Source organism: Streptomyces sp. NPDC002784 (assembly GCF_053592135.1).
In genome coordinates, this window is record NZ_JBSFVD010000012.1 from 15,385 (window position 1) to 29,059 (window position 13,675).

11 protein-coding genes are annotated in these 13,675 nt (G+C 69.7%); 3 read left to right on the plus strand and 8 right to left on the minus strand.

Features of this window, described 5'->3' with window-relative positions; translation table 11 throughout:
- Nucleotides 1–105: 105 nt before the first annotated feature.
- From ACWD1Z_RS21215 to arc, 3 genes are all read right to left on the minus strand, one after another.
- Nucleotides 106–324 carry a ubiquitin-like protein Pup gene (locus ACWD1Z_RS21215; protein WP_062722796.1) on the minus strand — a complete coding sequence of 73 codons (219 nt, stop codon included), beginning with the start codon at nt 322–324 and terminating at the stop codon, nt 106–108.
- Nucleotides 325–513: 189 nt separating this feature from the next.
- Nucleotides 514–2,025: a depupylase/deamidase Dop gene (dop, locus tag ACWD1Z_RS21220; protein ID WP_451120711.1), complete on the minus strand. Its 1,512-nt coding sequence runs from the start codon at nt 2,023–2,025 to the stop codon at nt 514–516.
- A 233-nt stretch (nt 2,026–2,258) separates the two neighbouring features.
- The gene (gene arc, locus ACWD1Z_RS21225) at nt 2,259–4,025 is read right to left on the minus strand and encodes a proteasome ATPase (RefSeq protein WP_389419366.1); all 1,767 of its coding nucleotides are present in this window, start codon (nt 4,023–4,025) and stop codon (nt 2,259–2,261) included.
- Nucleotides 4,026–4,471: 446 nt separating this feature from the next.
- Here arc and ACWD1Z_RS21230 point away from each other — a divergent pair, with 446 nt between their 5' ends.
- A complete protein-coding gene (locus ACWD1Z_RS21230) occupies nt 4,472–4,774 on the plus strand; it encodes a ferredoxin (RefSeq protein ID WP_389419367.1) in 303 nt (100 codons plus the stop codon).
- 21 nt (nt 4,775–4,795) lie between these two features.
- Here ACWD1Z_RS21230 and ACWD1Z_RS21235 read toward each other — a convergent pair whose 3' ends face one another.
- The 3 genes from ACWD1Z_RS21235 to ACWD1Z_RS21245 all read right to left on the minus strand — a co-directional run bounded on the left by ACWD1Z_RS21235 (nt 4,796) and on the right by ACWD1Z_RS21245 (nt 7,951).
- The gene (locus ACWD1Z_RS21235) at nt 4,796–5,374 is read right to left on the minus strand and encodes a hypothetical protein (protein WP_451120714.1); all 579 of its coding nucleotides are present in this window, start codon (nt 5,372–5,374) and stop codon (nt 4,796–4,798) included.
- 217 nt (nt 5,375–5,591) lie between these two features.
- A complete protein-coding gene (locus ACWD1Z_RS21240) occupies nt 5,592–6,494 on the minus strand; it encodes a tRNA (adenine-N1)-methyltransferase (RefSeq protein WP_451120716.1) in 903 nt (300 codons plus the stop codon).
- A gap of 38 nt (nt 6,495–6,532) precedes the next feature.
- The gene (locus tag ACWD1Z_RS21245; RefSeq protein ID WP_451120718.1) at nt 6,533–7,951 is read right to left on the minus strand and encodes a site-2 protease family protein; all 1,419 of its coding nucleotides are present in this window, start codon (nt 7,949–7,951) and stop codon (nt 6,533–6,535) included.
- Nucleotides 7,952–8,108: 157 nt separating this feature from the next.
- Here ACWD1Z_RS21245 and ACWD1Z_RS21250 point away from each other — a divergent pair, with 157 nt between their 5' ends.
- Both ACWD1Z_RS21250 and ACWD1Z_RS21255 read left to right on the plus strand, forming a co-directional pair.
- Nucleotides 8,109–9,092, plus strand: a complete 984-nt coding sequence (locus ACWD1Z_RS21250; RefSeq protein ID WP_451120720.1) for a RecB family exonuclease — start codon at nt 8,109–8,111, stop codon at nt 9,090–9,092.
- Nucleotides 9,093–9,350: 258 nt separating this feature from the next.
- Nucleotides 9,351–10,022 (plus strand): response regulator, encoded by a 672-nt coding sequence (locus ACWD1Z_RS21255; RefSeq protein WP_250077638.1) that lies wholly within the window; start codon nt 9,351–9,353, stop codon nt 10,020–10,022.
- 62 nt (nt 10,023–10,084) lie between these two features.
- On the opposite strand, the gene ACWD1Z_RS21260 is transcribed toward ACWD1Z_RS21255, so the two are convergent.
- Complete coding sequence (locus ACWD1Z_RS21260) at nt 10,085–11,671, minus strand: ABC transporter substrate-binding protein (protein WP_451120993.1); 1,587 nt, start codon at nt 11,669–11,671, stop codon at nt 10,085–10,087.
- A gap of 67 nt (nt 11,672–11,738) precedes the next feature.
- Nucleotides 11,739–13,343: an ABC transporter substrate-binding protein gene (locus ACWD1Z_RS21265; RefSeq protein ID WP_451120722.1), complete on the minus strand. Its 1,605-nt coding sequence runs from the start codon at nt 13,341–13,343 to the stop codon at nt 11,739–11,741.
- Nucleotides 13,344–13,675 lie beyond the last annotated feature (332 nt).

The following is a 13,675-nucleotide window of genomic DNA, read 5'->3' on the forward strand; positions in this document are numbered from 1 at the left end:
GCCCGCGGCCCGACCCACCGGAACCGCGAGCAGCTCTGCGCCGTCTGCTCCCCGGCCACACACCACCCCGAACCCTGAGACCTTGGATTCAAAGGCGAAGGTGACCTACTGTCCACCCTTTTGAACGAAGGAGCGCACGAAGTCCTCCGCGTTCTCCTCGAGCACGTCGTCGATCTCGTCCAGGACGGAGTCGACGTCGTCGCTCAGCTTCTCCTGCCGCTCCTTGAGGTCCTCGGAAGCCTGGGCCTCTGTGGCCTGCTCCTCGACCTCCTCGGTGGAGCGTGTGGCCTTCTGCTGTCCGCCGCCGGTGTCCTTGGTTGCCATAACCCTCACCCCGCTCAGTTCGCCCGACATGGTCGCCAGGTCGACATTCCTGCCGATCGGTGATGATCAGACCCTACAAGCCCGGTCTGACATCGGCCCCGCACTTTCCACAACGTGCGGGGGCCACCTCGATGATTCCCGGACGGCGGGTTTTCCACCCTGTCCGGCCGCCTCGCCCCGGGTACCCGCTCAGCCGCCTGACAGCACTTTGACCAGGTCTTCCGCGGTGCGGCAGCGGTCCAGCAGCTCCTTGACGTGATTACGCGTTCCGCGAAGCGGTTCGAGGGTTGGGACCCGCTGGAGGGAGTCCCGGCCCGGCAGATCGAAGATCACCGAGTCCCAGGAGGCCGCGGCGACGTCGTCGGCGTACTGCTCCAGGCAGCGGCCGCGGAAGTACGCGCGGGTGTCCTCCGGCGGCTTGGTGCGGGCCCGCTCGACGTCGGCCTCGTCCAGCAGCCGCTTCATCCGCCCGCGGGCCACGAGACGGTTGTAGAGGCCCTTCTCGGCACGTACGTCGGCGTACTGGAGGTCGACCAGGTGGAGCCGGGCGGCGTCCCAGTCGAGGGTGTCCCGGCGCCGGTAGCCCTCCATGAGCTCCCGCTTGGCGACCCAGTCCAGCTCGCCGGCCAGGCTCATGGGATCGTTCTCCAGGCGGTTGAGGGTGTCCTCCCACCTGGCCAGGACGTCCTTGGTCTGGTCGTCGGCGTCGGCCCCGAAGCGTTCCTCGACGTACTTGCGGGCCAGCTCGTAGTACTCCATCTGGAGCTGGACCGCGGTGAGCGTCCGGCCGCTGCGGAGCTTGACCAGGCGCTTGAGGCCGGCGTCGTGGGAGACCTGGTGGAGGGTGCGCACGGGCTGGTCCACGGCCAGGTCGACAGCGATGAAGCCGTCCTCGATCATGGACAGCACCAGCGCCGTCGTACCGAGCTTCAGGTACGTGGAGATCTCCGAGAGGTTCGCGTCCCCGATGATCACGTGCAGCCGGCGGTACTTCTCGGCGTCCGCGTGCGGCTCGTCGCGGGTGTTGATGATCGGCCGCTTCAGCGTCGTCTCCAGGCCCACCTCGACCTCGAAGTAGTCCGCCCGCTGGCTGAGCTGGAAGCCGTGCTCGTGGCCGTCCTGGCCGATGCCGACGCGGCCCGCCCCGGCGAAGACCTGGCGGGAGACGAAGAAGGGCGTGAGGTGGCGCACGATGTCCGAGAAGGGGGTCTCCCGCTTCATCAGGTAGTTCTCGTGCGTGCCGTAGGAGGCGCCCTTGTTGTCGGTGTTGTTCTTGTAGAGGTGGATCGGCTGGGCGCCCGGCAGCTGGGCGGCGCGTTCCGCGGCCTCGGCCATGATCCGCTCGCCCGCCTTGTCCCAGAGGACGGCGTCGCGCGGGTTGGTGACCTCCGGGGAGCTGTACTCGGGGTGGGCGTGGTCGACGTAGAGCCGCGCGCCGTTGGTGAGGATCACATTGGCCAGGCCGATGTCCTCGTCGGTGAGCTGGCTGGAGTCGGCGGCCTCGCGGGCGAGGTCGAAGCCTCGCGCGTCGCGCAGCGGATTCTCCTCCTCGAAGTCCCAGCGGGCCCGGCGGGCCCGGTGCATCGCCGCCGCGTAGGCGTTGACGATCTGGGATGAGGTGAGCATGGCATTGGCGTTGGGGTGACCGGGGACGGAGATCCCGTACTCCGTCTCGATGCCCATTACTCGCCGTACGGTCATGCGGCCCTCCTTGCCCGGCGGCGCCCTCGGTCGGGGGCGCTGCTCAAGTACCGCTGGCGCTCCGGTGCGTGTGCGGTGCCCGTCCCCGCACTGCGCGACTCGGCGGTACGGAAGAGCCTAGAACGCCTTTGCGCTGGTGGGGAGATCATTTGCGTCATTCCCTGCTCCGGTCGTGGCCGCAAAAACAGTCGGCTGCGGGTACCCGCTGAGGGCACCCGCAGCCGCCCTGTCTTTTACAGGTACTGACCGGTGTTCGCCACCGTGTCGATGGAGCGTCCGGTGTCCGCGCCCTGCTTTCCGGTGATCAGGGTGCGGATGTAGACGATCCGCTCGCCCTTCTTGCCGGAGATCCGGGCCCAGTCGTCCGGGTTGGTGGTGTTCGGCAGGTCCTCGTTCTCCTTGAACTCGTCCACGCAAGCCTGGAGGAGATGGGAGACGCGCAGGCCCTTCTGGTTGTGCTCCAGGAAGTCCTTGATCGCCATTTTCTTGGCGCGCCCGACGATGTTCTCGATCATGGCGCCGGAGTTGAAGTCCTTGAAATAGAGGACTTCCTTGTCTCCGTTGGCGTAGGTGACTTCCAGGAAGCGGTTCTCCTCGGATTCCGCGTACATCTGTTCCACCGCGGTCTGGATCATGCCCTGGACCGTGGCGCCCCGGTCGCCGCCGTGCTCCCCGACGTCCTCGGGGTGCAGCGGAAGGCGCTCGGTGAGGTACTTCTGGAAGATGTCCTTGGCCGCTTCGGCGTCCGGACGCTCGATCTTGATCTTCACATCGAGCCGGCCGGGGCGCAGGATGGCGGGGTCGATCATGTCCTCGCGGTTGGAGGCACCGATCACGACCACGTTCTGCAGGCCCTCCACACCGTCGATCTCGGCGAGGAGCTGCGGGACGATGGTGTTCTCCACGTCCGAGCTGACACCGGAGCCACGGGTGCGGAAGAGGGACTCCATCTCGTCGAAGAAGACGATGACGGGGGTGCCCTCGCTGGCCTTCTCACGGGCACGCTGGAAGACCAGGCGGATCTGCCGCTCGGTCTCGCCGACGTACTTGTTGAGCAGCTCGGGGCCCTTGATGTTGAGGAAGAAGCTCTTGCCGGTGGCCTGGCCGGTGACCTCGGCGACCTTCTTGGCCAGCGAGTTGGCGACCGCCTTGGCGATGAGCGTCTTGCCGCATCCGGGGGGCCCGTAGAGCAGCACGCCCTTGGGCGGGCGCAGTTCGTGCTCCTTGAACAGGTCCGGGTAGAGGTACGGGAGCTCGACCGCGTCGCGGATCATCTCGATCTGGTTGCCCAGACCGCCGATCTGCTCGTAGCCGATGTCCGGGACCTCTTCGAGGACCAGTTCCTCGACCTCGCTCTTGGGCACGACCTCGTAGACGTAGCCGGAGCGGGGTTCGAGCAGCAGGGCGTCGCCGGGTCGGATGGTGACGTCCAGCAGCGGCTCCGCGAGCCGCACCACCCGTTCCTCGTCGGTGTGCCCCAGCACCAGGGCGCGCTCGCCGTCCTCCAGGATCTCCTTGAGGGTGACGATGTCCCCGACGCGCTCGTACTCCATGGCCTCGACCACGTTGAGCGCTTCGTTGAGCATGACTTCCTGGCCGCGGCGCAGGTCGTCGAGTTCGACGCTTGGACTGACGTTCACCCGGAGTTTGCGTCCTCCGGTGAAGATGTCGGCGGTGCCGTCCTCGTTCGCCGTGAGGAAGACACCGAAGCCGGCCGGCGGCTGTGCGAGCCGGTCGACTTCTTCCTTGAGGGCCACGATCTGGTCGCGGGCCTCACGGAGCGTGTTGGCGAGTCGCTCGTTCTGGGCGGACACGCCGGCCAGGTTGGTCTGCAGCTCGACGATCCGCTCTTCGAGAATCCTCGTGTGTCGCGGAGAGTCGGCGAGCTTACGTCGCAGGACGGCGATCTCCTGCTCAAGGTAGGCGATCTGCCCGGCAGGGTCTTCGGACCCTCGTCCCGGGCGGATGCCGCGGTTCATGTCGTCGTCGTGGGCTGCCACGGTCCTCACCTCCTCCAAGGGGAGCTGGACGCTTCCAGACCCTACCTGGGTGGGTGTCGATTGAAACCCCTAGATCACAAAGACTGTCAAGGTGTGTCGTCGGCCACACCCTGAGCTGTTCTCACGCCGTGTGGATACCCACTCAACGTCTTTCGGAAGCGGCCTGTTCCGGGCCGGAGTGGTCAAACACCGTCAAGTTTGGCTGGAGTTGCGGGCCGGAGGCACGGTGGGGGCCGCCGCGGGGCCGGTCGGGGCCGCATATGCCGGGGCCGAATCCGGTGACCCGGGGCCGTGACCCTGGGTGCTCGCGCGGGCGGGTTGGGTGACGATCGGGCGGCGGTCGACGGGCGGTGGAGCGGAGGTAGGGTCGAAGTCGGTCAACGGCCGTCGGTGCGGGCCCGTCCCGCCAGGGGGCCGGTCGGACGGCGTGGGAAACGGCAGGAGAGATGGACGTGGAGCTGGAGGCCGGGGTCGGCGAGGCGCTCGAGGTCTGGATCGATCAGGACCTCTGTACCGGCGACGGCATCTGTGCCCAGTACGCGCCCGAGGTGTTTGAACTGGACATCGACGGGCTCGCCTATGTGAAGAGCGCGGACGACGAGCTCCTCCAGGACAAGGGCGCCACGACCCGGGTGCCGCTGCCGCTGCTCACCGATGTCGTGGACTCGGCCAAGGAGTGTCCCGGCGAGTGCATCCACGTCCGCCGGGTCGCGGACCGGGTCGAGGTGTACGGGCCCGACGCGCCGTGACGCGCCGGGCGCGGAGGGTCGTCAGACGCTCTGGGCACCGGCCGGGGTGGAGCGGACGAACGCGCCGTCGTCCCACTGCCATTTCGCGCGGTCGGTGACGTCGGGACAGCAACTGGGCACGTCGGCCGTCGAGTAGCCGAGCAGGGTGGCGGTGACGGCCCCCTCGCGTACGGCGAACTCGCTGACGGTCTGGCGGTCCTTCGGGTCGACGAGGGTCGCCACCACGCGGGGCCGCTCGCTGCCGGTCCCGCGCGTGAGGACGTAGAAGCCGTCCGGCGGGGTGCCCATGGGGGCGTCGCAGTGCACGACGACCACGGTCTCGGGGCGGCCGTCGCCGTCGAGGTCCCCCGACGCCTTCTTGACGACGATCGCCTTCACCGGGCCGCATTCGAGCGGGAAGTCGACGCCTTCGGGGTCGGGTGCCGCGACGGCGGCGGGGGCGGTCCGGGACTGCGGGCCCGACGCCTGGACGGCGTTGGCCGCGTCCGGCTGCAGGACCGAGGAGAGCGCCACGACAGCGGCCAGGGCGGTGGCGGTCGCGAGCCAGTGGATCGGACGGGTGTGGGTGTGGGCCAGTTCCGGGACGGCGGAGTGCTGCACTAGGGGTGTCTCCCGCGAGGGCTGTGCCGGTGGAGGGGTGCCAGGAATGGTGCCACACGTCACATCACGGGGGAACGGCGGGGGTGTGCCGTTCCGGTGACGAAATGGGGGCCACGGATGGCGGGCCGTCAGCACAACGGCGCCGCGGTGGAGTTCCCGGTGCTCCAGGGGAACTCGACCACGGCGCCGATACGTTGTACGCGGCAGGGGGCCACCCTCAGCGGCCGGAGCCTCCGTCGGCGTTGGGTCCCGCGTAGTCCTCGCCGTAGGCGCCCTTGGCGGGGCGGCGGCGGCGCATGGGCAGCTCGACACCGTCGGCGAGGCGGCGGGCGGTGAGCAGGAAGCCGGTGTGGCCGATCATCCGGTGGTCCGGGCGGACGGCCAGGCCCTCGATGTGCCAGTTGCGGATCATCGACTCCCAGGCGGTCGGCTCGTTGAAGCAGCCGATCTCGCGGATGGACTCGACGGTCCGGGCGAGCTGGGTGGTGGTGGCGACGTAGCAGCACAGGATGCCGCCGGGCACGAGCGCCTTCTTGACGACGTCCAGGCACTCCCAGGGCGCGAGCATGTCGAGGATGACCCGGTCGACGTCGGTGTCGGACAGGTTGTCCTGGAGGTCGCCGACGGTGAGCTGCCAGGCGGGGTGGGGGCCGCCGAAGTAGCGCTCCACGTTCTGCCGGGCGATGTCGGCGAAGTCCTCGCGGCGCTCGTAGGAGTGCAGCATGCCCTGGTCGCCGATGGCGCGCAGCAGGAAGCTGCTGAGCGAGCCGGAGCCGACGCCGGCCTCGACGACGCGGGCGCCGGGGAAGATGTCGGCGAAGGCGAGGATCTGCCCCGCGTCCTTCGGGTAGACGACGGCTGCCCCACGGGGCATGGACAGGACGTAGTCGGGGAGCAGGGGGCGCAGCGCGAGGTAGGCGACGTTCCCGGTGGTGCGGACAACGCTGCCCTCGGGAGCGCCGATCAGTTCGTCGTGCGGGAAGGAACCCTTGTGGGTGTGGAAATTCTTCCCGGCCTCGAGCGTGAACGTGTAGTGGCGGCCCTTGGGGTCGGTCAGCTGAACCTGGTCCCCGACCTTGAAGGGCCCGCGCCTGCGGGCGGCACCGGTCGGTTCGGACATGTGACCAGCCTACCGGGGTTTACCGGGCCCGCGGACCATCAGGAGGGCCGGGCCATCGCCTTCACGAAGGCCCGCTCCACGTCCGCCGCCGACAGCACGCCGTAGATCTCCCCCGTCTCCTCGACCACCAGGTACTCGGTGGCCGGAGTCGCCCGGAGGGCCTCGAGCAGCTCCTCCCCCGCCAGTTCCGCGGAGACCCGCATGCCCTCGGTGAGGTCCTGGGCGAGGCCGCTGACGGCGACCCAGGGGCGGCGGTGTTCGGGGACGCCGACGATGGCGGCCTCGCGGACCAGGGAGAGCGGGGTGCCGTCGGCGTCGACCACGACGAGGGCGCGGGCCCCGGCGGTGTTGGCGCGGCGCAGGGCCTCCGAGAGGGGGGTCTCCGCCTCCACGGGGACCGCGCGGCGGGTCAGGGAGCGGGCGCGCAGCTCGGGCAGGTGCTCGCGCAGCCGGGCCATCCGGAGGCTGTTCCCGGCGCCGGTCCAGATGATCGCGGCGAGGATCGCGGCCAGCAGGGCGTCCATGACGGTGTCCATGCCGACGTTGTCCTCGGCGTTGGAGCCGAGCGCTCCGGACTGGGTGAGCAGCGGGAGCCCGATCAGCACGGAGACGGCGAGCGCGCGGCCGACCCAGGCGGCGGCGACGGTGCCGCTCATCGGCTTGCCGGTGATCTTCCAGACGATGGCGCGGAGCATCCGGCCGCCGTCGAGGGGGAGGCCGGGCAGGAGGTTGAAGGCGGCCACGATGAGGTTGGAGATCATCAGGCCGGCCAGCAGCACGCCGGGCACGGTGCCGGGCTCGACGGCCTGCATGGCGCCGTAGAAGAGGCCCGCCAGGATCAGGGAGAGCAGGGGGCCGACGAAGGCGAGGACGAACTCGCGGCCCGGGGTGTCGGACTCCTTCTCGATCTCGGAGACGCCGCCGAAGAACTGCAGTTGGATACGGCGGACCGGGAGCTTGAAGCGGAGGGCGGCGACGGTGTGCGCGAGTTCGTGCACGAGCACGGAGGCGTAGAAGGCGACCGCGAAGAAGAGGGAGACGAGATAGCGGGCGGCGCCGAGTTCGGGCAGTACCCGGTCGAGCTGGCCGCCGAACACCCAGGTGATCAGGGCGGCCACCAGGAACCAGCTGGGCGCGACGTACACCGGTACGCCGAAGGGGCGGCCCATCAGGAGGCCGCCGCGGGGCGCGGGGGGCTTGGGGGGCTTGCCGGCGCCGGAGTGGGCGAGGGTGCGGTCGGCCGCGGCGGGGCCCTGCTCGCCGGAGGGCGGGGTGTCGGTGGCGGTCCGCCGGGGCGGGTCCGCGTCCTTGCGCGGCGTCTCGTCCCCGGGGTCCTGGGGCGGGTCCGAGGGCTCCTGGGGGGCCGGGTTCGCGGGCGGGGTCGTCGGTGTTGCGTGGTGGCTGGCCGGCTCCTCGGTGCCGGGCCGCGGCTGCCCGCTCCCGCCGCTCTCGTCCACGGTGTCCCCTCGTTCGAAGCGTCTTCCGCGCCTGCCGGGCGGAAGGGTCTCGGGTCGATGGTATGCGTCCGTCGCGATGCGATCCGCCCCGGCACCCCCTGTGTTCGCCCGACGCCGCTCGGGTGACTGTCAGTGCCGGGCCGTAAGGTCTGTGGGCATGGAGACGAGCACGGAGGACGGGGAGCCGTCGGTGGCGGCCGAGGCCCCTACGGCATCGCAGGCGCAGGGCGTGACGGACGGCGGGCGGGCCGTGCCGCTCGCCATAGTGCCCGCCTCGCTGTCGCCCTCGCGTGCGGGTGACTTCATGCAGTGCCCGTTGCTGTACCGGTTCCGGGTGATCGACCGGCTGCCCGAGAAGCCCAGCGAGGCGGCGACCCGGGGCACCCTGGTGCACGCGGTGCTGGAGCGGCTCTTCGACGCCCCGGCCGCCGAGCGGACCGCGCCCCGCGCCAAGTCGCTGATCCCGGGGCAGTGGGACCGGCTGCGCGAGTCCCGGCCGGAGGTCCAGGAGCTGTTCGCCGAGGATCCGGAGGGCGAGCGGCTCGCGCGGTGGCTCAGCCAGGCCGAGCAGTTGGTCGAGCGGTGGTTCACGCTGGAGGATCCGACCCGGCTCGAACCGGCCGAGCGCGAAATGTTCGTCGAGGCCGAGCTGGATTCCGGGCTGCGGCTGCGCGGCATCATCGACCGGGTCGACGTGGCGCCGACCGGCGAGGTGCGGATCGTCGACTACAAGACGGGCAAGGCGCCCCGGCCCGAGTACGCCGAGGGCGCGCTGTTCCAGATGAAGTTCTACGCCCTGGTGGTGTGGCGGCTGAAGAACGTCGTGCCGCGCCGGCTCCAGCTGGTGTATCTCGGCAGCGGTGACGTCCTGACGTACGACCCGGTGCTCGCCGACCTGGAGCGGGTGGAGCGCAAGCTGCTGGCGCTGTGGGAGGCGATCCGCACCGCGACCGAGACCGGCGACTGGCGGCCGAGGCCCACGAAGCTGTGCGGCTGGTGCGACCACCAGGAGCACTGCCCGGAATTCGGCGGCACTCCCCCGCCCTACCCGCTGCCCATCAGGGCGGCCGACGACGGTTCGACGGGGGGTCCGGCCGTCGTCCCCCAGGAAGCACAGGCGGCTGCCGGCCAGGGCGGGTGACGGGGGGGCGGCCGAAGATGCGGGTGTCGTCTCCCGGCAAGCACAACCGACTGCCGGTCAGGGGCCCACGGCGGTTCGGGGCCGTCCCCGGGAAGCACAGCCCGCCGCCCATGAGCGGTTGACGCGGGTCCTGGGGGCCTCTCCCGGGAAGCACAAGCCGCTGCCGGTCAGGGCGGCTGAAAGGGAACCGGTCAGGGCGGCTGAGTCGGGTGAGGGCGCGCAGGGCAGAATGGGGCCGGACTAGCGAAGGAGACTTACGTGGCCATCCGCGTCCTACTGGTCGACGACCAGCCGCTGCTGCGTACCGGCTTCCGGATGATTTTGGAGGCGGAGCAGGATCTCGCGGTCGTGGGCGAGGCCGGAGACGGCCTTCAGGCACTCGACCAGGTGCGGGCACTGCAGCCCGATGTGGTTCTGATGGACATCCGCATGCCGCGGATGGACGGGGTGGAGGCGACCCGGCAGATCACCGGTCCCGGGCGGGACGGCCCGGCCAAGGTGCTGGTGCTGACCACCTTCGACCTCGACGAGTACGTGGTGGAGGCGCTGAAGGCGGGCGCCAGCGGCTTCCTGCTGAAGGACGCCCCCGCCAATGAGCTGGTGCAGGCCATCCGGGTGGTGGCGGCGGGCGAGGCGATGCTGGCACCGAGCATCACGCGCCGGCTGCTCGACAAGTACGCCACGCATCTGCCGTCCGGCGAGGAGCCCGTGCCGGACACCCTGCACACCCTCACCGACCGCGAGGTGGAGGTGCTGAAGCTGGTGGCGCGCGGGCTGTCCAACGCCGAGATCGCCGCCGATCTGTTCGTCAGCGAGACCACGGTCAAGACGCATGTCGGGCACGTGCTCACCAAGCTGGGCCTGCGCGACCGGGTGCAGGCCGCGGTGTACGCGTACGAGAGCGGGCTGGTGCGCCCCGGCGCGCAGTAGGGACCGACGCGAGGGCGCCCGCTTCCCCGGAAGGAAGCGGGCGCCCTCGCGCGTGTGCGGGCTCAGCCCTTGCTGAGCTCCCAGAAGCGGAACACCGTGGAGGCGTCGAGGCAGTACTCCAGGCCGTACACGCCGTCGTGGACGACCGCGTACTGCTTGGCCTGCCAGATGGGCAGGACGGGGAGCTCCGCGGCCACGATGTCCTGGAGCCGGCCGTAGTCGTCCTCGGTCGCGGTGCGGTCGCTCTGGGCGCCGGTGCGCGGGATCAGCGTGCCGGTGATGGTGTCGTTGCTGTAGTTGTTGGCCAGCACGTTGCCCTCGCCGAAGAAGGGCGACGTGAAGTTGTCGGCGTCCGGGTAGTCCGGCACCCAGCCCTTGACGTAGACGCCGTACTTGCCGGCGGCGATGTCCTTCTCGTACTGCTCGTACTCGACGGACTTCACCTCGGCGTCGAACAGGCCGCTGGCGTTGAGCTGCCCGGCGATCGCCTTCAGCTCCTCGTCGGTGGCCGGGCCGTAGCGCGACGGGGTCGACCACAGCGTCAGCTTCACCTTGCCGGTGATGCCGTCGGCCTGCAGGGCCGACGCGGCCTTGGCCTTGGAGGGGCGGGCGCCGTAGGTGTCGAAGAAGGCGGTGTTGTGGCCGCCGATGCCCGCCGGGATGATCGAGTACAGCGGGGTCGCCGTGCCCTGGTAGACGTCCTCGACGAGGGCCTCGCGGTCGAGCAGGTAGGCCATGGCCCTGCGGACGCCGAGCCGGCCGGCGACCGGGTCGTCCATGTTGAAGACCAGGTGCTGGACCTCGGCGCCGGTGCCGTCGACGATCTCGACGCCGGAGCTGGAGCTGTCGTCGGCCTTCTCGATCTCGGCGATGTCGGCGGCGCTGAGACCTCGGTAGGCGATGTCGATCTGCTTCTCGCGCAGCGCGGTCCGCAGGGCGGTCCGGTCGCCGTGGAAGAACTTCATGGTGACGCCGGAGTTCTTGGTCTCGGCGTTGCCGGTGTAGTGCTCGTTGACGGAGAAGACGGCCTCGTCGTCGCTGAAGGAGTCCAGCTTGTAGGGGCCGGAGCCGACGGCCTCGCCGTCCTCGCGCAGTCCGTCCGCGTCGTACTGGCGGTGGTCGACGATGGAGCCGGCGCCCGAGGCGATCTTGCTCGGGAAGGTGGCGTCCGGGGTGTTCAGCCGGAAGACGACCGTCTTGTCGTCCGGGGTCTCGACCTTCTCCAGCATCGGGAACATGATCGCCGGACCGGCGTCGTCGTTGATCTTCAGCATGCGGTCGAAGGAGAACTTGACATCCTTCGAGGTGAGCGAGTCACCGTTGCTGAACTTCAGCCCGTCCTTCAGCGTGCACTCGTAGACCTTGGTCCCGGTGTCGGTGAAGGCGCAGGACTCGGCGGCGTCCGGCTCGGGGTCGGTGCCGCCCTTGGGGAAGCTGAGCAGGGACTGGAAGACGTTGTTGAACAACAGCCAGGAGCCCGGGTCGTAGCCGGACGCCGGGTCGGTGGCCAGGACGTCGTCGGACATCCCTATCACCACGGAGGAGCTGTCGCTCGCGGAGCCGCCGGTCTCCGTGCCGCAGCCGGTCAGCAGGCCGGAGGCCAGCCCCGCCATCACAGGCAGGACCGGCCACTGGTTGCGCATGTTCACGTGCAGGTGCCTTGTCGTCGTGTCGGACATCGCGGGCCGCCGTCCCGGCGCCCCGGCACGGGATACGTCAGCCGCTCACGCCGCGGCCGAGCTCCCACAGCTGAAGGGTGGAGGAGGAGTTGAGCGCGTAGGCGGTGCCCGTGACGTCGTCGCGTGCGGCGACGTACTGCTTGCCCTGCCACAGCGGGATCACCGGGACGTCCTCGGCGACGATGTCCTGAATGCTCGTCAGGCTGTCGACCGCGGACTGCCGGTCGGCCTCACGACGGGACTCCGGGATGAGGGAGTTGCGGATCTCGCTGTTCGCGTACGGCGAGCCGAGGAAGTTGTCCTTGTCGAGGAACGGCGCGATGTAGTTGTCGGCGTCCGGGAAGTCGGGGAACCAGCCCATGCCGTAGACCTCGTACTCGCCCTTCTGCTCGGCGGGACGGAAGGTCTCCCAGGGGGTGCCCTCGATCTTCACGTCGAACAGACCACTGGAGTTCAGCTGCTCCTTCAGCAGCTCGAACTCCTTCTTGGTGGCCGAGCCGTAGTGGTCGGTGGTGTAGTGCAGCGTCATCGACACCGGGGTGCTGACGTTCGCCTTGGCCAGCAGCGCCTTGGCCCTGGCGATGCTGGGCTCGCCGTACTTGTTGAAGAAGGCGTTGGAGTGGCCGGTCAGGCTGGCCGGGACCAGCGAGTACAGCGGCTCGGCCTGGGTGCCGTAGACCTTGCTGACCAGTTCGCCGCGGTTGATGACCTGGGCCATCGCCTGGCGGACCGCCTTGCTCTCGACGGCCGGGGCGTCGGTGTTGAAGGCGAGGTAGCGGATCTCCAGGCCGGACATCTCGACCAGGTCGACCGTGCTGTCGGAGGCCGTGGACAGCCGCTGGATCTGCTCCGGCGACATCGTGCGGGACATCAGGTGGATGTCACCCTGCTCGATGGCGCTGCTCATGGTGTCGGCGTCGGCGAAGGAGCGCAGCTCGACCTCGTCGTTGTTCACCGTCAGGGCGCCCTTGTAGGAGGGGTTCTTGGTGAACACGGCCTTGACCAGCTTGCCGTCCTTCTCCTCGGCCGCGAAGGTGTACGGCCCCGAGCCGTCGGCCTGGAAGCCGTCGCGGAGCTTGCCGGCCTCGTAGTCGTCCGGGTCCACGATGCCCGCGACGGGCGTGGACAGCTTGTACGGGAAGGTGGCGTCGGCGGTGTTCAGATGGAAGATGACCTCGCGCTCGCCCTGGGTCTCCACCGTGTCGACGGTCGACAGCAGCGCGGAGACCCCGCTGTCCGCCTTGAGCTTGAGGGCGCGCTCGATGGAGTACTTCACATCGGCCGCGGTGACCGTGTCGCCGTTGGCGAACTTCAGCCCCTCGCGCAGGGTGCAGGCGTAGCGCTCGTTGCCGGTGTCGGTGAAGCCGCAGCGCTCGGCCGCCTCGGGCACCGGCTCGCCCTCGCCACGCGGCTGGATCATCAGGGTCTGCACGGTCTGGCGCAGGATGTTCCAGGTGCCGACGTCGTAGGCGTACGCCGGGTCCAGCGGCGCGGGTGCCTCGCTCGTGGCGGTGAACTCGTCCGTGGTACCGACGACGATCGCGTCCCCACCGCCGCTGCCGCTGTCCGATCCGCCGCAGGCGGCGAGGACCGGGGCGAGCAGACCGATGACGGCCGGCACCACCAAAGTCTTGCGGTTCATGCTCGAGTTTCTCCAGAGCTGTCTCGTCCGTGTATCCGGCATGCAGGGGTGTCGCGGCGGATCACGGCGATAGGGGGTGATGTTCTCGCGATGAGATTAGTCGGCGTCCCGAGGACGCCTCGCGCCCACCGGAGTTGAGCCCCCATCACGCAGCGGAACCGGGTGCGGACGCACCGAAAAGCCGACAGCGGAAGGATTAGTGCAGCGTCATCCCAATCGGGACACAAGGGCACGCCGATGACGCCCCAAAGGGGGTGAACAGCACACGGCTCGCGGCCTGTCGAGGCCACCCGGGGTGGCGAACCTCACACCTGCGGGCAGCCTGGACGCTC

Excerpts from the sequence above, each read along its gene's own strand:
- ACWD1Z_RS21215 (WP_062722796.1), bottom strand. The coding sequence starts at position 324 with ATGGCAACCAAGGACACCGGCGGCGGACAGCAGAAGGCCACACGCTCC.
- dop (WP_451120711.1), bottom strand. The coding sequence starts at position 2,025 with ATGACCGTACGGCGAGTAATGGGCATCGAGACGGAGTACGGGATCTCC.
- ACWD1Z_RS21230 (WP_389419367.1), top strand. The coding sequence starts at position 4,472 with ATGGACGTGGAGCTGGAGGCCGGGGTCGGCGAGGCGCTCGAGGTCTGG.
- ACWD1Z_RS21240 (WP_451120716.1), bottom strand. The coding sequence starts at position 6,494 with ATGTCCGAACCGACCGGTGCCGCCCGCAGGCGCGGGCCCTTCAAGGTC.
- ACWD1Z_RS21250 (WP_451120720.1), top strand. The coding sequence starts at position 8,109 with ATGGAGACGAGCACGGAGGACGGGGAGCCGTCGGTGGCGGCCGAGGCC.
- ACWD1Z_RS21265 (WP_451120722.1), bottom strand. The coding sequence starts at position 13,343 with ATGAACCGCAAGACTTTGGTGGTGCCGGCCGTCATCGGTCTGCTCGCC.